The 26,046-nt window shown below is 64.9% G+C and carries 21 protein-coding genes and 2 pseudogenes; 13 read left to right on the forward strand and 10 right to left on the reverse strand.

Annotation, left to right across the window (positions count from 1 at the left end; translation table 11 throughout):
- Positions 1-260: 260 nt before the first annotated feature.
- Both ABD333_RS46140 and ABD333_RS46145 read right to left on the reverse strand, forming a co-directional pair.
- The gene (locus ABD333_RS46140; protein ID WP_344549275.1) at positions 261-593 is read right to left on the reverse strand and encodes a Scr1 family TA system antitoxin-like transcriptional regulator; all 333 of its coding nucleotides are present in this window, start codon (positions 591-593) and stop codon (positions 261-263) included.
- A 27-nt stretch (positions 594-620) separates the two neighbouring features.
- Positions 621-1,094 (reverse strand): hypothetical protein, encoded by a 474-nt coding sequence (locus ABD333_RS46145; RefSeq protein WP_344549276.1) that lies wholly within the window; start codon positions 1,092-1,094, stop codon positions 621-623.
- Between the two features lie 103 nt (positions 1,095-1,197).
- Between ABD333_RS46145 and ABD333_RS46150 the strand changes: the two genes are divergently transcribed.
- Complete coding sequence (locus tag ABD333_RS46150; protein ID WP_344549277.1) at positions 1,198-1,404, forward strand: hypothetical protein; 207 nt, start codon at positions 1,198-1,200, stop codon at positions 1,402-1,404.
- Positions 1,401-1,538 carry a hypothetical protein gene (locus ABD333_RS46155; protein WP_344549278.1) on the forward strand — a complete coding sequence of 46 codons (138 nt, stop codon included), beginning with the start codon at positions 1,401-1,403 and terminating at the stop codon, positions 1,536-1,538. The genes ABD333_RS46150 and ABD333_RS46155 overlap by 4 nt, the downstream gene beginning before the upstream one ends.
- Before the next feature lie 970 nt (positions 1,539-2,508).
- Here ABD333_RS46155 and ABD333_RS46160 read toward each other — a convergent pair.
- A complete protein-coding gene (locus ABD333_RS46160; protein ID WP_344549279.1) occupies positions 2,509-2,673 on the reverse strand; it encodes a hypothetical protein in 165 nt (54 codons plus the stop codon).
- Between the two features lie 33 nt (positions 2,674-2,706).
- On the reverse strand, positions 2,707-2,898 hold the full coding sequence (locus ABD333_RS47795) for a transposase family protein (protein WP_410558587.1): 192 nt from the start codon (positions 2,896-2,898) through the stop codon (positions 2,707-2,709).
- A gap of 172 nt (positions 2,899-3,070) precedes the next feature.
- On the opposite strand from ABD333_RS47795, the pseudogene ABD333_RS46165 reads away from it, so the two are divergent.
- From ABD333_RS46165 to ABD333_RS46175, 3 genes and pseudogenes are all read left to right on the forward strand, one after another.
- A pseudogene (locus tag ABD333_RS46165) lies at positions 3,071-3,266 on the forward strand (IS256 family transposase); the annotation flags it as partial.
- A 275-nt stretch (positions 3,267-3,541) separates the two neighbouring features.
- Positions 3,542-6,373, forward strand: a complete 2,832-nt coding sequence (locus tag ABD333_RS46170; protein WP_344549280.1) for a phospholipase A2 — start codon at positions 3,542-3,544, stop codon at positions 6,371-6,373.
- A gap of 208 nt (positions 6,374-6,581) precedes the next feature.
- Positions 6,582-6,941 carry a hypothetical protein gene (locus ABD333_RS46175; RefSeq protein WP_344549281.1) on the forward strand — a complete coding sequence of 120 codons (360 nt, stop codon included), beginning with the start codon at positions 6,582-6,584 and terminating at the stop codon, positions 6,939-6,941.
- Positions 6,942-7,701: 760 nt separating this feature from the next.
- On the opposite strand, the gene murJ is transcribed toward ABD333_RS46175, so the two are convergent.
- The 3 genes from murJ to ABD333_RS46185 all read right to left on the reverse strand — a co-directional run bounded on the left by murJ (position 7,702) and on the right by ABD333_RS46185 (position 11,469).
- Entirely contained in the window at positions 7,702-9,300 is a 1,599-nt protein-coding gene (murJ, locus tag ABD333_RS46180) for a murein biosynthesis integral membrane protein MurJ (protein WP_344549282.1), read from the reverse strand.
- A 491-nt stretch (positions 9,301-9,791) separates the two neighbouring features.
- A complete protein-coding gene (locus tag ABD333_RS47800; RefSeq protein WP_410558585.1) occupies positions 9,792-10,205 on the reverse strand; it encodes a S26 family signal peptidase in 414 nt (137 codons plus the stop codon).
- Positions 10,206-10,431: 226 nt separating this feature from the next.
- Positions 10,432-11,469: an SAM-dependent methyltransferase gene (locus tag ABD333_RS46185; RefSeq protein ID WP_344549283.1), complete on the reverse strand. Its 1,038-nt coding sequence runs from the start codon at positions 11,467-11,469 to the stop codon at positions 10,432-10,434.
- 382 nt (positions 11,470-11,851) lie between these two features.
- On the opposite strand from ABD333_RS46185, the gene ABD333_RS46190 reads away from it, so the two are divergent.
- Positions 11,852-11,995: a hypothetical protein gene (locus ABD333_RS46190; RefSeq protein ID WP_344549284.1), complete on the forward strand. Its 144-nt coding sequence runs from the start codon at positions 11,852-11,854 to the stop codon at positions 11,993-11,995.
- Positions 11,996-12,041: 46 nt separating this feature from the next.
- On the opposite strand, the gene ABD333_RS46195 is transcribed toward ABD333_RS46190, so the two are convergent.
- Positions 12,042-13,211, reverse strand: a complete 1,170-nt coding sequence (locus ABD333_RS46195; RefSeq protein ID WP_344549285.1) for a hypothetical protein — start codon at positions 13,209-13,211, stop codon at positions 12,042-12,044.
- An 86-nt stretch (positions 13,212-13,297) separates the two neighbouring features.
- Positions 13,298-14,884, reverse strand: coding sequence for an SAM-dependent methyltransferase (locus ABD333_RS46200; RefSeq protein ID WP_344549286.1), 1,587 nt, complete (start codon positions 14,882-14,884; stop codon positions 13,298-13,300).
- 78 nt (positions 14,885-14,962) lie between these two features.
- On the opposite strand from ABD333_RS46200, the gene ABD333_RS46205 reads away from it, so the two are divergent.
- Positions 14,963-16,372 (forward strand): cytochrome P450, encoded by a 1,410-nt coding sequence (locus tag ABD333_RS46205; protein WP_344549287.1) that lies wholly within the window; start codon positions 14,963-14,965, stop codon positions 16,370-16,372.
- 30 nt (positions 16,373-16,402) lie between these two features.
- Here ABD333_RS46205 and ABD333_RS46210 read toward each other — a convergent pair.
- Positions 16,403-16,793, reverse strand: a pseudogene (locus tag ABD333_RS46210) (transposase); the annotation flags it as partial.
- Positions 16,794-17,483: 690 nt separating this feature from the next.
- Between ABD333_RS46210 and ABD333_RS46215 the strand changes: the two are divergent.
- From ABD333_RS46215 to ABD333_RS46240, 6 genes are all read left to right on the forward strand, one after another.
- A complete protein-coding gene (locus ABD333_RS46215) occupies positions 17,484-18,440 on the forward strand; it encodes a hypothetical protein (protein ID WP_344549288.1) in 957 nt (318 codons plus the stop codon).
- A 1,401-nt stretch (positions 18,441-19,841) separates the two neighbouring features.
- Positions 19,842-20,198, forward strand: a complete 357-nt coding sequence (locus ABD333_RS46220) for a hypothetical protein (RefSeq protein ID WP_344549289.1) — start codon at positions 19,842-19,844, stop codon at positions 20,196-20,198.
- A 239-nt stretch (positions 20,199-20,437) separates the two neighbouring features.
- Positions 20,438-21,802: a cytochrome P450 gene (locus tag ABD333_RS46225; RefSeq protein WP_344549290.1), complete on the forward strand. Its 1,365-nt coding sequence runs from the start codon at positions 20,438-20,440 to the stop codon at positions 21,800-21,802.
- Positions 21,803-21,856: 54 nt separating this feature from the next.
- Positions 21,857-22,750 carry a terpene synthase family protein gene (locus tag ABD333_RS46230; protein ID WP_344549306.1) on the forward strand — a complete coding sequence of 298 codons (894 nt, stop codon included), beginning with the start codon at positions 21,857-21,859 and terminating at the stop codon, positions 22,748-22,750.
- A 312-nt stretch (positions 22,751-23,062) separates the two neighbouring features.
- Positions 23,063-25,453: a sensor histidine kinase gene (locus tag ABD333_RS46235; RefSeq protein WP_344549291.1), complete on the forward strand. Its 2,391-nt coding sequence runs from the start codon at positions 23,063-23,065 to the stop codon at positions 25,451-25,453.
- 16 nt (positions 25,454-25,469) lie between these two features.
- Positions 25,470-26,015, forward strand: a complete 546-nt coding sequence (locus ABD333_RS46240) for a DUF742 domain-containing protein (RefSeq protein WP_344549292.1) — start codon at positions 25,470-25,472, stop codon at positions 26,013-26,015.
- Positions 26,016-26,046 lie beyond the last annotated feature (31 nt).

Here is a 26,046-nt window from a genome sequence, read left to right on the forward strand (position 1 = left end):
CGGCCATCGCGTTTCCTTTCCTTCGAGATCTTGGTCGATTCGAAGGATCACGCGGTGGCCGTCCTACTTCACGACGCCACGCCCTCTGGCCTGGTCAAACTCGTACACCATCTCCGTGGACGCAACCATCGGACGGCGTCGTTCAGCAAAGGCGCGTGCCGGCTGGGGTGAGCGCCACCTGTTCGATCTTCTGCCAATGCGAGCTCAGATCGGTCGGACTCATGCCCAGACCATCCGGCCAGTGCACAATGCCAAGTCGGTCATTGAACGCTGAAACCTCGTAGATCTCCAAAGGCCCGTCCAAACCGGCGTAGGCGCCGACGCCCGCCCGGAACGACCCGCACCGTGTGACCGGTCTGGGAGAGCGTGAGCAGGTACTCGATCTGCTCGCGCCATACGTTCTGATGTCCGTTGGGAACCGCGGCGACGACCCGCTGGTCGACGGCGACGTCAAGGGTGCGCGGCTCACCGCCTGGCCGATGCCGCTGCCGCGCCGCCAGCAGCGGCCAGTTCCCTTCGGGGTGGTCTTCAGGCGTCAGCCGGTGCTCATACAGCAGCCGCGCGTAGCCTTCGGCACGGGTTAGGTCGGGCACGTCTGAATACCGAAGGTTCGCACCAGGTCAGCCTCCGCCTCGGAGGTGAGGATGTCCCGCAACATTCCCGACAGTCGGCCAAGATGAGACCGCAGCCACAGCGGACCGTCCGGACGGGCAGGCAGCCCCCGTCAGCGCCGACCTGATCCGATCCGGTACCTCGCCGTAGTGCGCCAGCAGTGCGGCGACCTCGCCCGGGCCGATGCCACCGAAACCGGTCTCGACCGCGGCCAGCCATTGAGCGTCACGGCCGAATCCGTCGACCGCCTCCTCATAGCCGAGTTCCAGGATCTCACGCACTCGGCGCAGACTCCAGCCGATGACCCGAGCGTTGATCTTGGGAAGCGGGCGGTCGTAGGCCAGTTGACGCACGCCGATGCTGCGGTCGGCCTTCAAGGCGGCCGCCTTCTCGCCAAAGATCACCGCAACATCCGTTCCGCCTCCCGTTGACCTGGTGTCAATGGCGTCTTGTGGCGTCTGTGCCAAACCGACACCGGACACCACCTCCACTGTAATTAGATGGATCGCGAGTGTGACGCAGTCGGCCCCGGGCGGTGGGCGAAACACCGGGCGAGGGCCTGACCGGACGGGAGGGGTCCGGCTGATGACGAAGATGACTCAGGTCGAGGCCACGCTCAGGCGTGAGCCTCCCGGCTGGTCGATCATCACGGCCGACCGCGACCGCTGGTGTCCGACCCGCTACCCCGTACAAGACCCGGCCATCCGGCGGCTGATCGACCATCACGCGACCGCGCTCGACGCCCGGCACGGCCGGAAGCTGCGGGTCAAGCTCGGCGAGGTGGAGCGGTGAAGTCCATCGATCGCCTGGACGCGCTCGGCCAGGAACTCGCGCTGCGCGGGGTGCTTCCCGTCCGCAGTTCGGCCAGATCCCCGCACCGCAACGGGTGTTCCTCCCGGCAACGCCGCGGTTCGGTGACAGCGTAAAGGTTGGCGTCGGCCCTGACGGGCAACCGTGGTTCATCTCCTCCACCGGGACGGCGCTGGCGCCGGTGTGGAATCTGCCGTGCGCGGTCGACCGCATCATCGGGCGGCTGACCGCCTACCTGCCCCTCGCCGAGCGCTTCGCGGTGGACGAGCCCATCCCCTAAGCACGCTATACCGGCTCGTGGATGCGTTCGTCGGCCGAGCGCTATGACGCACGCGCCGCTGGCGGAGATCCGCAGGCGCGGCCTGGCCGCCCAGGCGCTCGCCGCCGACCACAGTGACTATCGTCAGTGCCCCGTTGAGGATTCCTCGGCCCGATGCTGGTCATTGGGAACCTTCGTCGACCAGAGCAGTTAGCAGTCGGCGTCGACCGCCGCGGCGTGATGGCTGGCCTTACAGACATCGATCCCGATCCACACCACATTGGTCGCTGCCACTCGATCTGCCGCCTTGCTCGTCGGTCAACCCTTGGACGACCCGCCAGCATGTCCCTAAGCAGCGACTACCCGCATCAGCTCTCAATCAGCGGACAGGGCGTCAGGGCGTCCAGAACGACGGGGCGGCCAGTCAAGCCGGGCCACCGCAAGGGGCAACATCCGATCAGCCACACCCCGCCGCCCTGGGTATCCAGAGCCACTCACTCCAGACGCAAAGGATCTTAGGGACATCTGATGAGCCGTCCGTGATCCCAGCGACCCGCACGGTCCCCTGTCTTTGTTGAGAGCTCGAAGGCTCCGATTCTTCGAGGGGTGCTCCGTGCTGGCGGGCTTGAACCACGGACAAGATCAAACAGGAGAGCATCGGAGCACCCCGCTCCCGGCCGGTCTGGTACGGGACCTCGAGGGCCTGATGTAGTACAGGTCGTCGAGAGCGGGGTGCGATCAGGGGGCTCGAACCCGCCGGTCTTAGCGAAGAACTCGACGGCTCTGATCGTTTCGAGGCACGGCCCATGCCCATCTTTCGGAACCCATTAGATGTAGTACGCCTGCCGGCTGATCCCGAAGTACCGGCACGTCATCGCGACGTTGCCGGTGACCTCCTCCACATGCCGGATGACAGCCAGGCGCCGCTTGGCCTCACGATCGAGCGGAGGGTTCGGGCGGTCGAGCTGGAGCTGCGTGCTGGGGGTCGACATAGATGATCTCCGTAGTGGCCGGAGACCCAGGTGTCAACGATCACCATCAGTTCTAGACCACACGCGCTTGAAGCGCCGTACCGTCACCGCAAGCACGGTCCGGAGCCCACCGAGCGCCGCGTCGACCAGACGACGTACGTACCGGTCATGCACCCGACCCGAGGCCGTACCGCAGCGCGGACACACCCCCTCATCCGCTCGGCAGCGGGCCCGCAAGGTCACCATCCCAGCGGCGCGTTCCACGGCTTCGACCACGCCCCCGCCCAGTGCGGGAGCAACTCTTCAACACATCCCTGAATGCACTCCGAACACGATCAACTACCGGATCGTTCCATGTCCCAAGATCAGCGACAGAGCCCGTTTACCCGTACTCAGCTCTGCACATCAGGCAGTACGCCGACACCGGACCGACGTGGTCGGCATCTTCCCCGACCGGCCCGCGTCTGGTCGGCGCCGTGCTCGCCGAGCAGAACGATGAATGGACCGAGCAACGCCGCTACATGGGCACCGAAATCCTGGCCGCCTGCCAGGCAGTAGGCCAGGAAACGGACACCAATGATGCCGACGTGACAATCGATGCCATTGGTGCTTGAGTAGCCAAAAGATCACGAGGTGGCCTTCTCTTACACCACCCGCCTGGACGCGACCCCGGTGGCCTGGCAGCTCGTTGTCGCAGCTTGTACGGCGACGCCCTGTCGCACATCGCAGGCTGCTGGTTGACCGCACGCCCAAGATTTCTCTGTGACCTTTGCCACCAGGGCCTTGTTCATAAAAGAGCATGCCAAACCGATAGCGTTATGTGCTCCTATGGCCGATTTCGGCTATTTCCTCTGCCCTTTGAAAGGGTGCAGCCGACAGAAAGGTACGAATGGATCCTGTTCTTAGAGGGCGGGTGGGGCGTGCCGTCGCCATGGTGACGGCACTCTTCGCTATTCTCTCATCGCTAACAGTTCTCACTGTCGGGGCTCCCCGCGCCAACGCAGATCTCATTGGTCAGAGTCAGTACGTTCCCCTTGGACCGACACCTCTGCTGGATACCCGATCAGGTAACGGCGCGGCTGCGGCGGGTAAGGTGCCGGCCAAGGGTTCGGTCACCTTCCAGGTTTCCGGTCGTGCCGGGATACCGGCGTCGGGCGTGTCCGCTGTGGCGCTGAAGGTCGAAGCCGTGGCACCGACGGAGTTCGGCTGGCTCACGATGTATCCCTCAGGCTCTCCGACCATCAATGCCACGGTGACCTTTTCAGCGAATGAGAACACCACCGGAGCCGACTACACGCGTATCACCTCCACGGGCAAGGTAACCGTAGTCAACGAAAGCACAGCACCTGTGCACGTCCTCGTGGACGTCCGCGGCTACTTTCGTGATGCCACAACGGTGGAGGGCGGCAATGAGTACTACCCATTGCCAACTGCCTTCGTGCACGACACCCGGCCGGGATACGGATTGGGCACCGAAACCAAGGCTCCGATCCCTGCCAATGGATCGCGGACCTTCCAGGTGGCAGGGGTCGCAGGGATGCCCAGCACGGGTTCCACCGCCATCGCAATGAATGTTCTGGCAATGAACCACAAGACCAACGGGTGGCTCTCGGTACATCCGTCTGACCAGCCGGACCCGAGAGTGTCCACCGTCGCCTTTACCCCGGGCGAGTACAACAGCAACTTTGAAGTCGCGCGGCTGACGTCGACCGGCAAGCTAACGATCACCAACCACAACGACACCACGGTAGATATCTCGGTCACCCTACGTGGCTATTACAAGGTAAGCGGCGGACCGGGAGGAACCCGGTACAAGCCGGTCACCTCACAAACCATCCTGCAAACGTTGGACGGCACGGGTGTTCTGGAGCCTGAAGGCTCCACTGCACCCCTGGGCGCGGGCAAGTCGCTGACCTTTGACGCGGCCGGTACTGCCGGGGTGCTGGCCGACCGGGTAGAGGCTGCTGCCATCAACATCGGCGCCCGGCGTCCCACCAACAGCGGGTGGCTGTCGGTCTATCCGGCGGGTAGCCCCGACCCCAAGGCGTCCGTCGTCAACTATGGCAAGGACGGGGACACTACCAACGGCTTCGATCTCGCGCGGCCGGATGACGAAGGCTTCGTCACCATCACCAACCACGGCAGCGCGCCAGTGCACATCCAGGTATCGCTCCGTGGCTACCATCTCACCCCCGCGGCATCCGCCTTGCATGTTGATCTGCCGAAGGCAGAGCCACTCGATGAGATCACCCTTACTGCCACCGATCTTCCCGGCGATGCTGGCCCGGTTCAGGTGACTTCACCCGTTATCGAAGGTGGCAGCGTCACGCTCACCCGTCCGGCCGAGGGCGATGATCCCACCGGTACCGCAGCGGTTGTTCAAGGAACGATCCCCGGCACCTATGCCCTGACGGGCAAGGTGGGAGCCTCGTCCCAGACGATCAGCTTTCCGCTGGAAGTAGTGGGCCCCGGCACCACCATCCCAGACAAGAAGGGCATCTCTCTCACGGTCAACGACGTCCCCGAAGCTGGGGTCCTGATCCCCCGAGGCTTCGACGTCAATCGGGCGGAACCTGCGCGTCCCGATCAGAAACTCTTTGGGCCGGGCTGGCGCCCGGAGATTCTCGGCAGCATCGGCGCCGGCCGCCTCGATGACCGCCGCGGCGAAGGCTATGTCGAGATCACAGATCTCGACGGGAATGCCACTCGGTATACCAAGGGGGCCGACGGTGGCTATACCAGCGCCGAAGGCGGAAGCATGTCCGTGGACACCACAGGAAAGATCATGGAGCGTCCGGCGTCCGGCTTGGTGGTGACCTGGTCCGCCGTCGGTGACGCTTGGCTGATCACCGCTGTCGTGGGTTCCAACGGAGGAACCTCTGTCATCACCTACAACCAACAGGGGCAGGTGGAACGCGTCGTGACTCCGGTGGAGTCGGACGAAGGGGCCGCCCCAGCCTCGTGTGGCGCAACACCGGGGCCTGGCTGCATGTCGGCCGGCTTCTCGTATGCCTCCGACACCACAGCAACCGGTTCCACGATCGGTGACTACAAGACACAGCTGAGCACCATCAGCCTCAGCGCGGATGCCGGAACAGCCGCCTTCGTCGCCGCCAGTTACAAGTATGACGAGTCCGGGAGACTTCGCGAGGTCACCTCGACAGGCAGCGACGGAGCCAAACAACAGGAGAACTACACCTACGACACCGCTGGGAACATCACCAGTCTCAGCTCCGGCGAACGCGGGTACTGGACATTCAGCTATGGACCTGACGGGCAGCTGACCCGGCAGGTTAAGGAGCCTATGGCCAGCGTCGCTGCGGCGCGCTGTCAGTATGCATCCGACTGGATGTGGGGCCGCTCGGGCTGCTTCCCCAAGAAGCGCAACGGGAAGACGGAAATCCACTACGCCGGAAGTTGGAGGCGAGTGCGCTGGGCCCAGACCCGGACAGGATTCTGGGTCGTGGTCGTCAAACACGATCACTGCACCAAGTCATCGGACACTCCAGGCGGCTTCGACTTCAGACCTGCATGCGACAATCACGACTACGGGCGCGCGCTCATGTATCGCGGCTACCTGCCGAGGAAGAAGAAGGGCGCAATCGACAGTGTCTTCTATACGACCATGAGAGACAAGACCTGTCCGTACTACAAGGCCGCCGCCGCCAGGTGCAAGGGATGGGCGAAGGATTACTACAGGGGCGTCACCTGGTCCAGTTAGGCCGATTCGGGTAAGGTCCATCCATCCTCTCGTGAAATTCTCCGGCTGGTTCCCGAGGTGCAGTGCCAGGTCTCACCGCACCTCGGGTACGCCCACCCGTCCCGGGATTCCGAGAGGCCCCGGACTTCGCACCCCTAGAATAGAGCTGAAAATGAAAAATCGCTCACGGGTTCGTGTAACTATTTCCTATCTGGTAGCGCTGCCGATCATGGCACTTCTGAACTACCTTCTCTGGTTCGGCTGGGACCAGCACAGAGATGTCCACCCCGATGGCAGCGTCAGTGGCCCCTATGAGGTATGGCAGGGCATTGGCCTAGGGCTTGGCATCATAGCTATAACAGCACTCGCAGGATGGCGAAGGCACCCAATCCTCGCCGTGCTTCTCATCCCAACTACCACAACACTCGCACTTTCTGTTGACTGGGCCACCGACGATGACTCCGATGGGCTATGGGCAGTCGGTGCCTTCCTCTTCTTCGTCAGCAGCATCGCCGGCGTCGCCGTAGTCGTAGGGATTGCGACGGCCGCCAGTCGACTGCGCGAGCACTCTGGTCGGCTCACTCAATAGTGCGGCGGTTCGATCCCGGTCTCGCTGGTCACTGCTGGTAGCAGCCCGCGTGGCAGGACGGATTCGAATGGAATCGGTACAATATGGCGCCAGTACAGGGGATGGCGTCCAGGCAGCCCTGCTGCCATGAGATTTCAACTCAGTGGATGCAAATGCCGTCTGAATGGCAGGCGACTCAACCTGAGTTCAAGGTCGACCTGTGCTCTTCCTGAGTGACATCTTCTCGCCGTGCCTGTAGATTCTGCGTTTCGCTGAACCACGTGATTACCGACGGCCTCCCTGTCCGTCGCCGCGGCACCCGCCGGCTTCTAACGGCCGGCTCCTATCTCCCGCTGCTACGACCCCATCGGCGAGAGTGCTAATGACGAAGCGTCATCGAGGATTCACTTGTGTTCACCCGTCTGGCTTTCCCCCGCCCGTAACCCCGGATGGAACGGCAGTCCTCGGCTTTGGCCTCAAGCTTCGCGCCCTATGGTCACCCACGACGCACGCCGAGGCGGGGATGGTCCACGCGCACTGGGCCGGGCACTACATCACCGACATCAGTCGATCCTCCTGCGACGAGTTCCACTCATCCTTTTTTGTCGCCGATCAGCGCCGCGCGGACCGCTATCAGGCTGTGACAGCAAGATCAGGATGGAAACCTGCCCACTGCAGTCTGGCTGGTTGAATTTCTCATGTCCGCCGCGAGGACTGGGAGTGCTGGAAACTCTGGCGCTCTCTTAAATTCTCCTGTGATAGATGGTTCTGTATCGGCACTTCAGGTTTTGCTGCTCCGAAAGGCGGCGGTCAGTGTCTTGAGCTCGGTAACGTGAAGGGCTTTGGCAGTGAGGGCGTAAACACCGGCTCCGACCATGGTCGCCGCGCCGACGGAGACAAGTGTTCCGGTCCAGCCTGTTACGGCTGTTGTGTTGACGGCGCGGGTAGTGAGAGCGGTGGCCAAGCCCGCGACTGCCGCGGCGACAACCATCCGACTGTGTGCCCCAAGAAGTCGACGGCCGTCAACGCGGCCGAGGCGGCGGCGGAGCAGCTGGGCGGTGACGAGCAGCCCAATGGCGTAGGCCATAGCGGAGCAGGCGGCAAGCGCGATGATCAGGTTCGGACCGGATGTGATGCGTCCGGCGGCCAGGCAGGTGACGATCGTGATAGCGGAGACCGTGAAGCTGAGGAGTGAGGGAGTGCGGGTGTCACCCAGGGCGTAGAAGGCTCGCAGCATGATCTGGTGGGCGGCGAATGGCACGAGTGCGAGCCCGAAGGCGGCCAGCACCTTTCCGGTTAGGTGGGCTGCGGCTGATGAGGCGTTGCCATGGGCGAACAGGAGGGTAGTTAGATTCGGCCCGAGCACGATGAGCGCGGCGGAGACAGGGACCAGCACCACGCTGGTCAGCCGCAGGCTCTGAGATAGGTCTGCGGTGATCTGGGCGAGGTCACGGTTGGCGGCAGCCCGGCTCATCCGAGGCAGTACCCCTGTCATGACGGTGATTGCGATGACCGCGTAGGGCATCTGGAACAGCGTGTAGGCGTGGGAGTAAATACCGATCGCACCGGATCCGGACTGCGAGGCGATTCGGGTGATCACGACGAAGACAGCTTGGGCTGCGGCAACCGATACGATTGTCCATCCGGCCAGTGCCGCGATCCGGCGGATCCCAATGCCGCGCGGGTTAACCCGCAGCCGCAGCCGGAATCCGGCTCGGCGGCTGGTGAGGATGAGCACGAACATCTGAGCGGCAACTCCGGTGGTGGTGCCGATCGATAGAATCAGCGTCTGACTCTGGGTGAGCGACTCCAGCTTCCCGGTACCGCCTACCAGCATGAAGGCCGCTGCGGTTGCGATGACGACGACGTTGTTGGCCACTGGCGCCCACGGGGGCGACGCAAAGCGGCCGCGAGCGTTGAGTACCGCGGTCAACACCGCGCTCACGGCGTAGAACAGAATCTGGGGCATGAAGTACCGGGTGAACATGATCGCGAGCTGACGCTGTTCGAGGCTGAACCCGGGAGCGTAAAGGTCCACGATAAATGGCGCCGCGATTACCGTCACCATCACGACAGCACCTAGGCAATAGACCACCAGCGACAGTAGTCGCTGGGCGAATAGGTCCCCGTCGATGTCATCATCATCAGTCGCGCGGACCAGCAGCGGAACCAGCACGCTCGCCAATGCGCCGCCGAAGACAACCTCATAGATGGTGTTTGGGGTGACGTTCGCGGCAGTGTAGACGTCCAGCAACCCTGTCCCTAGCCCGAGTGCGGCGGCAAGCACCAACGTGCGGACGAACCCGGTGAGGCGGCTGATGGCAGTGGCCACCGCCATCGTGCGGCCGGCCTGCAATAGGCGAGGCTGCTGTTCTGGCATTTCAGTCCGCCTCCAGCCTGAAGGACGGTCTGGATCGGCAGATCCGGTTGTTGTGTAGCCGCTGTTGGAAGGGCGCCCGGCGGTGTGGAGCCTTGTGGCTTGTAGACCAGCGAGGATCACAGTAGGACGCCAGTGAAGACCACTCTCTACTTGTCACGCCATTCAACGGTCCAGCCTCCTCCATCGGTTTCATTGGCCCCTGTTAAACGTACCAATCCCATCTGGACCCGAACGGGGACCAGCAGCCGAGTAAACAGCCTGAAAACATACCTCGGGCGGTTCTTGGCGCGGTACTTCACCTAGATAGGAGCCATCGATACCGTCTGGGTCTGCTCGCGCAAATCCGAGAAGGGTGATTGGAAGGATTGATCCCGTCCAGGCCGGCCACTTGCCCTTTGAGGCCGCCCGGAACATCGTCGCTTCGACGCGAGCCCATCTTGGCCAACGCCCACACGAAGGCATGCAGGGTCCTCGCTGCGACGAGGACCCGCCTAGGGCCCCATCGGCGGCCGAGCCTCCGCTATCGGATCGCCGCCAAGCCGACGGACGAACGCTCCTAGTACGTTGTTCAAGGGGTAATAACCATGTTCGCGAGAGTCACTGCTATGGTCGGCATTGTCGCCCAAAAGAATGAGGTTCGCCTCCGGAACGTTTGCCTGCTTGGGGCCTTCCCAACAGTCCTTGATCGCTCCGGGCAGTGGCTCGCCAGCTACTGCCGCGACCCTCTTGATGATCAAACCTTTCGGCCGCGCCAGAGGCCCGGGCCGATGCGAAAGGTCACGTTCAAGCGGGTATTTCCTGCGCGCGAGCACAATCTGACCTGTACGGACGTTGGCGCCTGTCAACCGTCGCCCTCGGCCACACAGCCTCCCCGATCGAGCGCGCCGTCGCCAAAGGCGTCCCATATCTAGGCGACGGGGTACCGCTGCCCGGCGACACCGACGATGCCGACAGCGAGCCCGAAAGCGACGGCGCGGCCAGAGTCGACCTGGAGACCGGCGATAGCCCGGGCGCAGGCGCCTAGCGGCTGTACCTGGCTCTTACCTGCACGCTCCGGGCGCCAACGGCATCCGGGGCTCCGTCTGCTCGGCATTCAAAGGCGATGACAATGACCGGAATCGGTTGCGAGGTTCACGGGCTGCTCGAGGCGATGCTGCTTGCGCCTCCGGGGCTGGACATTGTTGACGTCCGCCACGTGAGGCGGTGTCGGCCTTGCGGCACTATGTGCCTGCTCGGGGACCTGGACGCAGCGGTTTGTGACGCCTGGGCCTCAGTAGTGGTGACCCGTTTGGGTGGGACACGGCCGACCGCGCCGAGTTGGTCGACGGGAGGAGTGCAGGTTTGTTCGGGTCTCCACTGTGTGCAGGTGGTGATTCCAGGAGCTAGTAGGTTGAGCCCGTCGAGCAGGTGAGCCACCTGTTGGTGGGACCGCGTGGTGATGGCTGGATGGGCGACCTTGTTCCAGTGCTCGATCGCCTGTTGCATCTGTTCCCCCGAAACCTGGTCGCTGAGGTGGGCCAGGGCCAGGAAGCTGCCGGCGGGTGCGGCGTCGAGCAGGCAGCGCACGAGTGCGGCCGCGTCGTCATGGTCGGTAACGAAGTTCAGAGTGCCGACCAGCAAGATCCCCACCGGCTCGCGGTCGTCCATCACTTTGATGGCTTGGAGCGCAACCGCCTGAGGGTCGGATAGATCAGCTTGGATATGGGTGGGCGCCCGTCCCTCTCTGCTGGTGAGGAGGGCGCGCGCGTAGGCCATGACCGCGGGGTCGTCGTCGATGTAGGCGACGTGGCTTTGGGAGTCGATGCGCTGGGCGATTTCGTGGCTGCTTTCGGAGAGCGGTAGGCCTACGCCGATGTCAAGGAACTGGCGGATCCCAGCTTCGGCCAAGTGTCGCACGGTCCGGGCTTTGAACTTTCGCTCGTGACGGACTGCGTCCACGATGCCGGGGGCCAGCGCGGCGCACTCCTTTGCGGCGAGCCGGTCGACACCGAAGGTGTCTTTACCGCCCAGCCACTGGTTCCAGATGCGAGCGGCGTGAGCGCGATTGGCCACCGGGCTGCCTGCGTGGTCAGTCTCGATCGAATTCACGCCTGGACCGGCCGCCTTCCGCCTGATGCTGGCCACGCCCTTGTCCTGCACGACCGCGCAGTTGCCGCGCTTCGGGACCATGGTTGGTGAGCGACCGTGTTCACGTTGTCCTGGGTTTCGATCAAGGTGTCCGCCTCCCAGCGAACCGGCTGTAGTGACGGGGCCCTTGTTCAGCCAGGCGCCGCCGACTCCCCCGGCCGGGGTGTCGACGTCGGTGTGAAGCCCGCTTGTGACGGTAGGGGGCACGTGTCACCGGGCTTGTCACCGCTGGACCTCTCACGTGACCGGCGGCGACGTCTGCGAGAAGGGTGCCTACCGGACTCGTCGATCGTCAGCTGCTCCTTAGCTGCGGTAGGCGATTTCAAAGGGCCCGGTGCGCGCCCGGTGGCGCGGCTGGTCAGCGTGCAGAATCGTGGGTCGCCCGACGGGAGGGCCTCAAAGGCCAGGTGGCAAGGGTGGTGACATGGGCCCGGCCCTGCTAATCGGCTGCGGGACGCCGCTCGGAGGGTGGCTCGGCGCGCTGGTCGGGCAACGGCTCAGCCCCGCCCTTCTGCGTGGCCTCATCGCCGCGACCGGGCTGGCGTCGGTGACCTACCTGCTGTCGTAGCCACGTCACCGGCCCATGCCGGTGGAACTCGGTGAGCTGAGTGGCGTCAGTCGAGAAGGTAGAGGTCGGTGAGGACGCGCCGGACGATCGAAGCCTGGTCGGCGGTGGTGAACCAGGAGCGCCCTTCGCTCAAGGCGTTGAATGCGGCTTCGGTGTCACCCGCCCAGGCGTACACCCGCAGTGCCAGGACGCCCGTGTCCCGCCAGTCCGCGTCCACCGCAGCCATTCCGGGAGCGAGAGCGTGCCCGTCAGCGAGCATCTTCCATAGTGCGTCCCATATCTCCTGGCTGTTGACTGTGATGCCGGCGGCCTGGGCCTCGATGGGGTTGGGAAGGTTCTCGGCGGCTCTGAGCGCGGCTGATTTGAAGTCTTCGGCGGTTCGCTGGGTGAGTGGCCCAGACGTCTGGGCGTGACTGGCGAGCTGATGCAGCCACGCCACGGCTGCGACGTTAACGGCAATGTCGACATCGTCGTCCCGGCTGGCGCCTGGACGTCCGAGTGCTCGGCGCAGGACTGCTGTGACCAGGTCCTGAAAGCAGGGAGCCAAAGGTGGCTCATCGCCGGCGAGCCCCGGGTAGAGCAGGTCGAGCAGGTTGGTCGCGCTGGGGGGTGCTGGCGCACCGTCGTGGTGTTCGATGCACATCTCGCCGTCGGCTCCGAGCGCGGCGTACAGTTCGCGGCCATCTCGGCCTATCACCGCCGCGGTGGTGACGGGTTCGGGATCGGCGAGCGGTCCGCTCCACATCGTCCGGGGCCCCACGCTCATAAGCGCGAAGACCGCGGGGCCGAGTTCGGCCCCGACCAGTGCGTCGTGCACGCCGATCGCATCGGCGATGACGGCTGGGCGATCGCTGCCGACATGTCGGCGGGCTGGCGGCTGGGTCAGGAGGGCTGGGGGGATCGCTTCGGGCCGGTAGGGCAGCACCCATCCCGTCGTCTCCTCGTCCAGAGGGTCCACGGAGGAGGGTGCAAGCACGGCGGAGCCGGCCAGGACGGCCGAGATGTGGGGGCGAACTGCGGCTCGGGTCTGCGCGTCAAGGTCGGCCGGGGTGATCAGCAAAGACAGCAGTACCTGCTCGCCGTCTTCCCCGCCGGTGCCCCGATGACTTTCGAGATGGCCGGTGACCAGCGTTTCCAATGCTTGCGCCAGCGCGGGCGCCGTGTCGTCGCCACTGCTGCACGGTGGGGGGAACGACGGATCACTGGTGGAATCCATGATTGCTCACCGATCAGGCCGATACGCGCTGTGCTGCCGGGGCAACGCTATCGGAGACGCCGACTGCTCGATCAGCTCAGGTTCGTTCACTGCTCCTTGGCGGCGATGCCGCCGATGATGCGCAGCTGGCGTTTGATGAAGGGCTGGTCGGGCCGCCAGTTGGCGACGTCTGTAAGCCCGGGTTCCAGCAAGGGAAGCCCGCAAAACAGCCGTTCGATCTGGGCCGGTGACCGCAGGTTCTGCGCGAGCGGCGCGTTGGGGAGCCGGGAATCGATGTACTTCACCAGCCGGGGATCCAGCCCGGCGTCGGTGATGTGAGTGATGGCCAGGTAGCTGCCGGCTGGCAGCGCGTCCAGGTAGCGCTGCATCGTCTTGACCAGTGGCCCGGTGCCGAGATCGTCATCGGCGTCGCCGACGTACTGCAACGTGTTCATGAACATCAGGGCCACCGGTTGGCTGAGGTCGAAGTGCGCGCTGGCCTCGTGCAGGATCTTGTCGACGTCCTGCAGGTCGGCTTGGCGGAAGATGACCTGGTCGCCGTCGGCCATGACGGCGGTGGTGTGCAGGCCGACGAGAGGGTCTTTGTCGACGTACAGGACCTTGGTCTCTGAGGTGATCTGGCGGGCGACTTCGTGCACGTGACGGTGGAAGGGGTCGGGCAGGCCCGATCCGATGTCCAGGAACTGACTGACGCCTCGCTTGGCCAGGAACCGCACCATCCGCATCACGCAATCGCGGTTCTCTCCGGGCAGCAGAACGCTGTCGGTGCCGGTCTCCTTGACGATCTGGTCGATGAAGTCTCGGTCGGCGGCGTAGTTGTCCTTGCCGCCCATCATGTAGTCGGTGACACCGCGGATGGTGGCCTCGGCCCCCGTCTCCAGTGGCGCCGCCGGCGGTGATGGCTGCGCCCCCTTCCATTGCAGCTCGGGGTCGTCGACAACGATGCGGTCACGCAGGCGCTGCAGAGCCGGTCCGGGTGGCGCGTCCAGCAGCTCGTCCAGGCTGGCGGCCGCCTCGTTGAACGCCAGCAGGGCTTCGCCCTTGCGGCCATCGCGGTACAGACAGTGCATGAGCAGGCCGTGCAGATGTTCATTGGCCGGGTCGTATCGGAGGTGGACCCGGATCTGCTGGGCCAGTACGGGACTGTGCCGCCCGAGTGTCAGCAGGGTCTCGATGTGCTGTTCGGTGATCAGGCGGCGGCGTGCCAGCAGCGGTTCACACAAGCCCTGCATGGCCAAGGTCTCGGGAAGGTCGGGCAGCGGCGGGTCCTCAGGATCACCACGCCAGAGCGCCAGCGCCTCCTGATACAGATCAGCCGCCCGGCTGTAGTCTCGTTCTCCGCGCGCCCTGTCCCCCAGGGTGGACAGGCTGGCGAACCGCTCAGTATCGACACTGTCCCCCGGCCTACGGACGAGCCGATAGCGCTGATCGCGGTGCGGCTCATGCTCGTTGACGAGCCGGTCAGGGGGCAGAACCTTGCGAACCTTGTACACCAAGGTGGTCAACGCCGAGGTGTAGTCACGGCCATCGGGTTCCCACAGCAGACCCTTGAGCTGCCGCGAGGGCACAGACCAGTCTTCCCATGCCAGGATGCAGATCAGGTTCCGAAGACGTTTGGCCTGGGGCTCGATTCGCGCCCCATGGTCATCGATGACCATCAGGTTGCCAAGCATCAAGATGTCCACCCTGCTCAACTACTTTCCATCGGGGATCGGCGGCACCGAAACGCAACGACCCCATACTCCACTGTCATGATTTCCGACGGCGGGTATTTACTGCTGGTTTCTGCGATTGATCCCAGATCGGCCGTTCTCCCGGGTGACAGGCCGGGTGACATCGCCTCCCTAGCCTCTGCTGAGCGGGGCCGCTGCGGCGGCACGCCGCTTGGCCGTGCCGCACGGCCGGCATGGCGGCCCCTTCGTTGGAGCGAACCTGACTACGCGGGGGAACCTGTAATGACCGCTGGCCCGTACCCGTATCCGTTCTCCGGCGGCTACGAGAAGTGCCCGAGCCTGGACCTGGATCCGATGTACGCCCAGCTACGCGAGACCGAGCCGGTGGCGCAGGTGCGCACACCCGAGGGCGAGGTCGTCACGCTGGTGACCCGGCATGCCGAGGTCCGCAAGGTCCTGGGACAGCCGAAGCTGTTCTCCCGCGAGCACGCGGCCGTCGCCGACGCGCTGCGACCGGAGGCGTTCCTGGTCGACATCGAGGGCGATCGTCATCGGGCCCAGCGGGACCTGGTGAAGGATTACTTCACCGCCGCCGAGGCCGAGAAGCTGCGTCCGCGCGCCCAGCAGATCACCGATGGCCTCCTCGATGCGATGCAAGCGTCGAGCCAACCAGCCGACCTGATCGAGTTGCTGGCATTGCCGCTTCCGATCACCATCATCTGCGAAGTCCTGGGGATACCGGCTGCGGACCGGACCCAGTTCGGCGCCTGGGCCGAGGCCTTGGTCGGGCTGCGGCCGGGAGCGGGCGAGGCGGAGATGGTCGCGACCGCCGAAGCCGGCACCGCGCTGGCCGATTACATGGCCAAGGCCCTGGCAGAACGCGCGGCACGCCCCGGGAGCGATCTGCTGACCGTGCTCGCCCAGGCCGATGCTCCCCAGGTAGACGCCAAGGACCGCATCCTGCTGGCCATCGCGGTCCTGGTGGCGGGGTTCGAGACCACCGCGAGCATGCTCGGCAATATGGTCCTCCTGCTGATCGGTCGTCACCGACCAGCGTGGCGCCAGCTCCAGCAGCAGCCCGCGTGGATACCCACCGCAGTGGACGAACTGCTGCGACTGATTCCCGTCGATGCGCGGGACGGGATGCCGCGCGGCACCACCCGCGACACCCGGCTCGGCGACGTGCTGATCCCTCAAGACACCGCCGTGCTGGTCGCCCGGGCCGCGGCCAACCGCGACCCGCGCTGCTTCGACAACCCCGACGAACTCGACCTGCGACGTGCCCCCAATCCACATCTGACCTTCGGCCATGGCCCGCACCTGTGCCTGGGCGCCCACCTGGCGCGCATGGAACTACAGGTAGCGCTCAGAACGCTGATCGCCCGCTTCCCCGACCTGAGGCTGGCCATCCCCGAACCGGACCTGCAATGGAAGCACTCGACCATGCGGGGCCTCAAAGCGCTGCCGGTCCGCTGGACCCGGCCCTAGCTTAGGCCTAGGGCCTGTTTCAAAAAGCGATCACAGCCACTCGTTGATGGCGGCGATGTGGATGGTGGCCTGGCAGTACGCGGACGGCGAGTTTGTCGAAGCGGGCCGCTACCGCGCGGTGGCGTTTGAGGCGGTTGATGCCGCACTCAACGGCATGGCGGCCGCGGTAGTCGGCCGGGTCGAACCAGGGCGGTCGGCCACCGCGGCTGCCCCGCCGTAGCCGATGCCCGGCCTGGTCATCGGGCACCGGGATGGTGGCTGCGATGCCGCGCCGTCGCAGGTGATGGCGGATCGCTCGCGATGAGTAGGCCTTGTCGGCGCGCACCAGATCGGGCCGGGTGCGGGGATGGCCGCCTGCGAGACGGGGCACCCGGATGCCGGCCATCACCACCTCCAACTGCGGCGCGTCCCCACACTGCCCGCGGTGACGACCAGCGACAACCATTCCCCCAACACTATGAGTAAGTGTCGAATCACTGCGTGCGTAAATCTACATCGAGGTAAGGATTTCTCCTGTTAGGCCACACAAAAACCGTGGACATCAATGAGGAAAATCCTCGCCGTTCCCAACCCTCCTAGGATTTACCACAGTCGGACATGACCACCTCTGGCCTTGTCAAGCACTTGCCCAGGTAGCGTCAAAGATGCGTTCATTGACACGCGATATCAAAAGTCAAGAAGGGAGGTGCCTGATTGATGGCGGGCTAACGGGCAAGATGATTCAGCGAAGGGAACAAGCTTCATGAAGTCCATTCTCTATTGTCTAATTGCAGCCGTTACAGCCGCCGTGCTCAATCTAGCGGCTCTTCCTGCAGTGGCGGACAGTGTAACCCCAGAGTCACTTATCGGGCCCGTAATATCGACGACAAAGCCCCCACCGCCAGAACCACAGCCATATGACGGCTCCAGAAAATTCTCAACCGATCTCGGCAAATGCGACGATGCAACTCTCGACGCAGTGGCCCGAACCGATAAGTCGGCCCTAGCTGGCGAGAAGGGCGTCACCTGTGTGGAGAGGACAGGGCCAGGAAGAAGACTGCAGGCGACACGAGCCGCTTTCCCGCTTCCGGAATGGTGCTACGACATGCAGGCTCGCGGATACTGGCAGGGGGTGCGCGATTATACCTGCGGGATCTTTGACCTGCGGGTGAGCTTTTGGCGAACGGTGAACAATGTTTGGACCCAGGTGGGATGGATCGACTTCGCTGCGGTTGATGGGATCGCCGTCAGTACCATAAATCCCAACTTCGCCATGCAGCAGCAGATCGACTCCTACGCGTATTGGGGTGAGGTAGCAGGGGCAATGGTACAGGGCGCATTCAATTGCACCGGAGTTTGCAGATTGCAGACCAGCAACTATCCAAGCCAGCCCATGACCTTGGAGAACGTACCTCTAGGAACAGCAAACATCGCGAGTACAGCCACTGCCGTCGGAGCAGTCGGAAATGCCAATCCCAGCATTACTATTCGCTTCTCGAAGCCCGGTTACACCCCAAGCCTTCCCTATACATATGGTGCTCCGGAAGTACGCTGCGATAATGACCTACCCGGAGCTTCCTACAGACCAGGCTGCGCAAATTCTTGGTACGAATCTTCCATGAAGTACGGCATGAGCGGCCCTTACCCTCAACTGGCTAAGCACCTCAAGGACGCCCAAGACTCCGGCCTGCCCGGCTTTCGCGGTAGCGGCACATTCTTGAACCGGATCACCGGCACGGACGTCCAAAGAAATCGGGATCGAGCCTGCCCTACTGGTGAATTTCCCTACCCCCGCCCCGACGGGAAAAGCTGCGACGAATACCCCATGGCCTCGACCAAGCAGGGTGCGATGACAGCCAATCCGGATATCCCTCCCCGCGATCTACGGCGGACCTTTACATGGTGTGACATGCCAGACACTGTCCCTGTAAATCAAACCGGCCGTAGGGGATATAGTATTTGCATGATTGATGAAACCCAGAACAGCAATGGCGGGGTGGCGCTGGAGGATTTCTATATTACCTACCGGATACTTCCCGAAAGGCCGGGTATCAGGTCAGGGGATGCCTTCACTATGTGGCTCTACTAGGCGCTCGCGAAACAGACGATGTATCGTCGCCTCATGAGTGACTCATTTCAGGGGACGATCTTCGCGAGTCATCACGTGTTCTACCTACGCGAAACACACCTGGCTGGCCTTTCAGGGATTCAGCCAGACCGATCGAATGGTCTGATCGGTGCGCACTCCGGAGTCTGTTTTGTATTCACCGGAATACACACCGGCGAAGTGTCTGTCGCGGTGGCCGTCCTTGAGCACGCCTCACCGGCAAGTATCGACGACTGGGAGGAGGTGGTAGAGGTTTCCATGCTCGCCCCACATGGCAGGGTCCGTGTAACGAGCCTCTTTACAGAGACTGAGGCAGAGCGCCTCTACCCCTTCCTCACCCAACACGGCCCCGGTCATTATCGGGTTCGCGTTCACGCACGCGGCCGGGACGCCGTGGACTCTTTCGTCACCGACAGCACAGCATGGGAGCGTGGGGAACCGCCCGAAGACGCTCCTCCCCCAGAGGAATATTTGATCATGATCTGGCCAGGTTCGCAGGCACCGACAGAGATCCACAAACAGACCGATGCATACGGTGCCAGGCAGCGTCAACATGCGGCACGCCAAGGCTCCCCGGACACGGCCTAAGGCGCTAGCCAGCGCCGAGGGTCGTGTCCTTGGTGACCTCGCCGACCTGGACGGGCGCTCGTGGACGAAGTCAGTAGCGGCCGAGGTAGAGAAGCTCATTCCCGTTGCCTGTGCGGCTACTGCCCGCTGAAGGGCGATGAGCCGCCCAGCCGCGCTGAGCAGTTGCGCACCCTCGCTGCGATGCGTCTGGCCCGGGTGGTGCCGGTACAGCCACGTGATGGTTTCGTCGTAGTAGCCGTCACAGATCGGCGAGAGCGCGGCGAACGTGGCAAGTTCGTCGTCGTACGGGATACCCGTCCACCCTCCGAGGGCGCGGAGCGTGGCTGTGCGGAACATAAGCGCAGCGCCGTGGATGGGGCCAGTTACCACCGTCCGCCTCGGCGAACTCGTTGACCTCTCCAGCTCTCTTGATACCGAACGGGATCGGCAGGCTGACCGGCTCCTGGCCGCCGTCAAGGCCCAAGGCAGCGAGGGCAACGCATGGTGGCCTTCTTCGCCGTCATGTACTACGCCGCGCTGCGCCCCGAGGAAACCGTAGACCTCCGGCGCGAGCACCTGGTCAGCCTGCCCGAGATCGGATGGGGCGAGATGCGGCTCACACATTCCGAGCCACGGAGTGGCTCAAGGTGGACCAACAGCGGGAGCCCACGGGACCGGCAGCTCCTCAAGCATCGTGCCCCTGGCGAGACGCGGCCGGTTCCCCTGCATCCGGATCTCGTTCGCTTGCTCCGGCACCACATCGCCGAGCTCCAGATCCCGGGAGGCCGACTGTTCGTAGGACCTCGCGGCGGGATCATGACCGACCGCACGTACCTCGGTGTATGGCACAAGGCCAGAGCGAAGGCGCTCACCCCGGCCGAGGCCGCCTCGCCGCTCGCTGAGACGCCGTACGCCCTCCGGCATGCAGCCGTGTTCACCTGGCTCGGCGCCGGCGTCCCGCCCGCCCAGGTCGCCGAATGGGCCGGATACAGCGTGGCCGTCCTCCTCCGCGTCTACGCCAAGTGCGTGGCCGACCAGGAGGATGAGGCCAAGCGCCGGATCACTGAGGCAAACACGAGCCCAGCAGAAGAGCGAGAAGTCGGCCGGAGGCGCCGAGGGTGCCGCCTAGGCCGCACGCACGTCTCCGACAGTGCTCACCGCAAGTCCAGGTGAGGGCGGCCCTTGCTCACTCGACCGCTTGGTCAACCTCACACGGTGGAATCTTGTCGGGATTCAACGGTTATGTGATACTTCTTGTCAAGATCATCGCGCTTGTTTGCTGCTGGAACTCGTACGGAGATCATCTGGTGACGCCGCTGCCCCCGACTCGTGACTGACCGCTGGCCGCCTCGGGCGGCCCGACCTTCCCGTACGTCGGGCCCCGGCGGCCCTCGGCCAGAACGGCGAGCACCATGACCGTTACGGCAGGAACACGCACGCTCCAAGGCGACCTGCGGACCATCTCACTGCCCCGCGTGATCTCCCAGGTACGCCGTCACGGCCCACTGGGATTCCTGAACTGGGTGGGACAACAGTCCCAAGGGGCGATCACACGGCTGAGCCTGGGCCCGTTTCGCCCCTACGTGGTCACGCGCCCCGAGCATCTGCAGCACATCCTGCGCGACCACGCCGGCAACTACCCGCGCGGCGCCGCGATGTGGAGTGCGCTGGGCCGGTTGACCGGCGACGGCATCGGCGCCGAAGGGCCTCAATGGCAGGCCAGCCGCACCATCTTGAAACCCGCCTTCTCCGCCCGGCATCTCACCCAGATGAGCGACCAGCTCATCACCGCCGTCGAAGCCGGCGTCGATGCCTTGAGCGGACGCACCTCTCAGGCACCCGTCGAGGCCGGTCTGGAGATGACCAGGCTTGCCCAAGCGGTCATCAATCCGCTCTTCTTCGGCTCGCTGGTGACCGAGGAGGACAGCGACCGTCTCGGCGAGGCGGTCGCGACCGCGATGGGCAGTCTGCTGTGGCGGATGGCGCTGCCGTTCGTCCCGCACCGGGTGCCGCTGCCAGGCGACGGCGCCTTCAAAGACGCCACCCGCACGGTGAACCAGATCCTGCACCCGGTCGTCGCCGCCGCGCGTGGCCGCAGCGGCGATCAGGACGACCTCATCGCCCGCTTGCTGGCAGGCGTCGGCGCTGACGGCGCAACGTTGACCGACCAGCAGGTCAGTGACGACATCGTCGCCATGTGGGTCGCCGGGTCGGAGTCTTCTGCGATCGCGCTCACTTGGATCTGGGTCGCGCTGGCCGAACACCCCCACATCGCCGACCGGGTGCAGGACGAGGTCGACCAGGTGGTCGGCGCGGGCCCGCTGCGCTACGAGCACGTCCGCCAGCTGGAGACGACGCGGATGGTGGTGGAGGAAGTTCTGCGCATCCATTCGGTCGGCTGGGCAGTGCCGCGGATGGCCCACCAGGACGACGTCATCGACGGCGTGCCGATCCCGGCCGGTGCCACCTTGATGATCAGCCCCTACCTCACCCACCGTTTGGAGCAGGTGTGGGACCGGCCCCTGGAGTTCGACCCCGACCGGTTCCGGCGTGAGCAGGTCCGGGCGCGTCACCCGCTCGCCTACCTGCCGTTCGGCGATGGCGCCCATCAATGCCTAGGCCAGCACGTCTACATGGTGGAGGCCGTTCTTATCGTCGCGGCCATGCTGCGACGGTTCCGCATCCGTGTGGTCAGCGAGCTGCCCGCGCAGGCCAAGCTGTCGCTCACCTTGCAGCCACAGCAGCCGGTGATGCTCACGCTGCAGCCCCGCGAGTAACCACCGGACGACCACGGACCGCTCACCGCTCGTGCCGATGGAGGGAACGCCTTGATGGTGCCCGGCTATCAAGACGGCATGGTCGCTCGCCAGATCATGGAGTGCGCAGCCGACCTGCAACGTGCGATCGAGGCACGCCGTGACCTGTTCCCCGCGCAGCCGTTCGACGCCGATTTCCCGTTCAAGCTCGCGGCAGCCATCGCGGGCGGCGCGCCGGGCCACACCGCCCAGCAGCTGCGGATGCACGCCCGCACATCGCTGTGGATCTTCGCCGTGGACTGGCAGATCGACTACGTCACCGACAGCAGCGACCAAGTCCGCGACATCGCTGATCGCTGCTCACGCATCGCCGCGGGTCACGAGCCTGACACAGGCGACAGCCTCACCGCCTTCCTAGGCGAACTGCGCGCCGAGCTCGCCACCGCACCGGCCTTCTCGGCATTCGAACCCATCTGGCGTGAGGAACTGGACCGGATGCTTGCGGCGATGATGCGCGAATGGGAATGGAACGCTCTGCGCAACACCATCGCCTCCGATCCCACCAGCCCAGGACTGCCGACGTTGGAGCAATATCTGGCCAACGCCGACAATTTCGGGTCCACCTGGAGCAACGTCGCTCACTGGATCGCCATCGGTGACCCGATGGTGCTGGCTGAGATCGACGAGCTCCGCCGACTCAGCGGTTATGTCCAGCAGGCGCTGCGGCTGCTCAACGATCTGGCCACCATCGAGCGAGATCGCGGCGAATGGAACGACCTCAACGCGCTGATGCTGGCCGACCAGACCGTCGTCGAGCAACAGATCGCCGATCTGGCGGCGCAGTTCCGGCTCCAGGCCCAGCCGCTGCAGGCCCGCTGCCCGCAGGGGGCGGCTTTCCTCCGCCAGCAACTGGAGTTCAGCACCAGCTACTACGGCGTCCAGCGCGCCGACTACTGGGGAGATCTTTAACACACCGCCTGGCCGACGTTGGCGGGGTGCGGCGACCCAGCAGCCGGGGCCGGTCACGGTCTGCTCGCAGGACCGGGCGGAATTGATCGAGCCAGCGAGGTCTGCGCACACGCCTCAAGCGTTGTCCTGCAGTAGCGGGATTCGTTGTAAAGGTGCGGGTTTGGTGATCCGGCGGATTCGCTCGTTGCTACTGTGCTCCAGGTGTAATCAGGTGCCTGGAGTTGCGCTGTAGCGGCCTGCCTGTCGGCTCAGAGTGGGTTGCCAGCCGAGCTGGGAGAACCTATCCCCCTTCACTAGTGAGCAAGGACCGATATGCGCCTGCGCCGATCGTCTGGCCCCCGCAAGATCCGTCTGCGTGAGAAGGTCACCGTCGTTCTGGTGTCGCTGGTAGCGCTGTGGATCTTCGCGGCCTGGCAGGCGCTGGAGGACGGCCTCACCCTCCTGCAGACCGGCACCCGCGACACCACCGCCGGCCGCCCCACCTACAACCTGGTGAAGGAGTTGCAGGCCGAACGGCGGGCTTCGCTCATCTATCTGACCTCCTCCACCCATGCCAAGTCCGGACTTGCCGCACAACGTGCACGCACCGACAAGATGATTACCGCGTGGCGCCGCACGGCACCCGACGCCCCGGGCAACAAGATCAAGCGCTACGTCAGCGCCACCGGCAAGCGACTGGACACCTTGACCAGCGCCAGAGCGGCCGTCGACAACCGAACGGTCGACCTGGTGCGCGCAGTCCGGCCGTTCAACGACATCATCGACTCGGCGTTTCTGATCAACTATGCGGCCAGTGAACTCGACGACTTCGAACTGGCCGCCGACGTCCGCGCGCTCATCGGGCTAACCCGGGCCCGGGAGATGCTGGCACGCGAGGACGCGCTGCTGGCCGGCGTGCTGGCCAAAGACCGCCTGGGAGCCGGTGACCTGACCCAGGTCGTGCAAGCGGTCGCCCTGCGCAGAAGCGCCGAACGCGACGCCCACGCGCAGCTATCGTCGGCCGACACCGCCCGGTATACGGCCATCACCCAGGCATCGGACTACGCCGCGTTGCAGCGGCTGGAGGATCAGCTGATCAGCCAGCCCCGCTCCCAAGCCCGCCTGGGCGTCACCGCAGCGCAGTGGCACACGGCGACCAGCGCCGTCCTGTCCCGGCTCGACGAGGCGATCGACGCCGGCGGTGACGACCTGGTGGAGCGGGCCCGGCCCGGCGCCATCGGCGTGTTGATCTCCTTCGCCTTCGCCGTCGTCCTGGGCCTGGTGGCGGTAATCGCCTCCATCGTGCTGGCCGTCACCACCGCCCGCTCCCTGCTGACCCAGCTCAAGCAGCTGGCGCGGGCCGCACACGAGCTCGCCGACCATCGCCTGCCCAGCGTCGTGGACCGGCTCAGCCGCGGCGAGAAGGTCGACGTGGCCGCCGAAGCGCCGCCGCTGAAGTTCAGCGGCGACGAAGTGGGCGATGTCGGCCGGGCGATCAACGCCGTACAGCAGACCGCGATCGGCGCCGCCGTGGCCCTGGACAAGACCCGTGAAGGCGCGGCCGAGATCCTGCAGAACATCGCCCGCCGCACCCAAAGCAGCGTTCTGAAGCAGCTGGCGCTGCTGGACGCCCTGGAACGTCGCAAAGACATCGACGTCACCCGGCTCAAAGAGCTGTTCGAGCTCGACCACCTGGCCACCCGGCAACGCGGCTTCACCCTGGACCTGCTGATCCTGTCAGGTGTCAAGCTCACCGGCGCCCGCCCTCACCCGCTGCTCGACGTGATCCGAGACGCTCAAGGACACGCCAAGGACTACCAGCGCGTCCAGGTCCATCCCGTACCAGAGCGGTGGCTGACCGGCAGCGCCAGCACCGAAATCACCCGCCTGCTGGCGGCGCTGATCGAAAACGCCACCAGCTTCTCCCCCGGTCCCGTGGACGTCGAGACCGAGGAGACGGCCACCGGCCTGGCCGTCTCGGTCATTGACCGGGGCCTTGGACTGAAGGCCGAGCAACTGGACGCCGCCAACGCGATGATCGCCAACCCTCCCTCCTTCGACCAGGCTCCACGCGAACGTATCGGCCTGCTGCTCATCGGACGGGTCGCACAACGCCACGGGCTCACCGTCACCCTCAACAAGTCCCCCTACGGCGGGATTCGCGCTGTCGTTCTGCTGCCTCACACCGTGTTCAGCGAACCGCCGCAGCTTCCGGCGGCGCCCCGTCCCGCCGCTGCCGTGGCCGAGCCGCCCGCCAGCCAGGGCGAAGCCACCTTGGCGACCCCCCGGGGCGGGCTGGCGCTACTGGTGGGCCACCGTCCCGACGACGAACCCCAGGACCCAGACAACGCACCAGACGCCCCCGGCGAAGTGCCCCTCACCGTGGATCATGCACCCGCGCAGCAAGCTCCTCAGGCCAGTGACGAGACCCGATCCGAACTGGACACGGAGCAAACCTCCGGTGGATTGCCGGTCCGGGTACCGCAGGCGAGCCTGGCGCCAGCTCTGCAAACCGACGAGCCCCGCGTCGTAGACGACGCGGTCGACCTCCGCGACCCAGAAGAAGTCAAGCGCATCATGAGCTCCTACCAGCGCGGCACTCAACAAGCTCGCCAGGAGGTCCTGGGCGAGGACGAAGGTGGGCGAAGCGCCGGGCAGGACGGCGGAGCAAGCGGGTCGGCGAATCCAGCCCAGCCGTACCGCGAGCCGGAGCAACGATCGTAAGGGGTCGACGGTGATGATGAACGACGGCGACGCCGGCGAATCCTCCTCCCAGGACGCGTTCGCCTCCGCAGTGCGTCCCTATGTGCGGCCCTACGTCATCACCCGCGGCCGGGTCGAGCCCACCAGCGGACAATGGGATCTGCTGACCATGGTGGTGGCCACGGTCCCGCTGCAGGCAGTGCTGGACGAGACCCGCATCTACAGCACCGCACGCGACGGGATACATCGCGATCACGAGCGTGCCTTCGGTCTGGAGTCCGAACACCTGGCCATCCTCACGCACTGCCAGACACCGCAAACCGTCGTGGACATCGCAGACCAGTTCGGCCGCCGCAACCCACCCACCATCGCCAACACCGCCTCAACGGTCACCGGTAGCCTTGACCCGCAATCGGTCGCTGACGTAGCCGGGCCACCGGGACTGCCGGTCGGCGTCGTCCGGGTACTGCTCGGCGACCTGCTCGAACAGGGGTTGATCGACGTTCAGCAGCCACGCCCCGACACCGATCTGCTCGACGTCACGATGTACCAGGGAGTCCTGGCCGGCCTGCGTGCGCTCTGAGGGCCATGCCACGTTGGTGAGCTCGCGTATT

This window comes from Actinomadura fulvescens (genome assembly GCF_039533225.1).
Taxonomy (GTDB): domain Bacteria; phylum Actinomycetota; class Actinomycetes; order Streptosporangiales; family Streptosporangiaceae; genus Spirillospora; species Spirillospora fulvescens.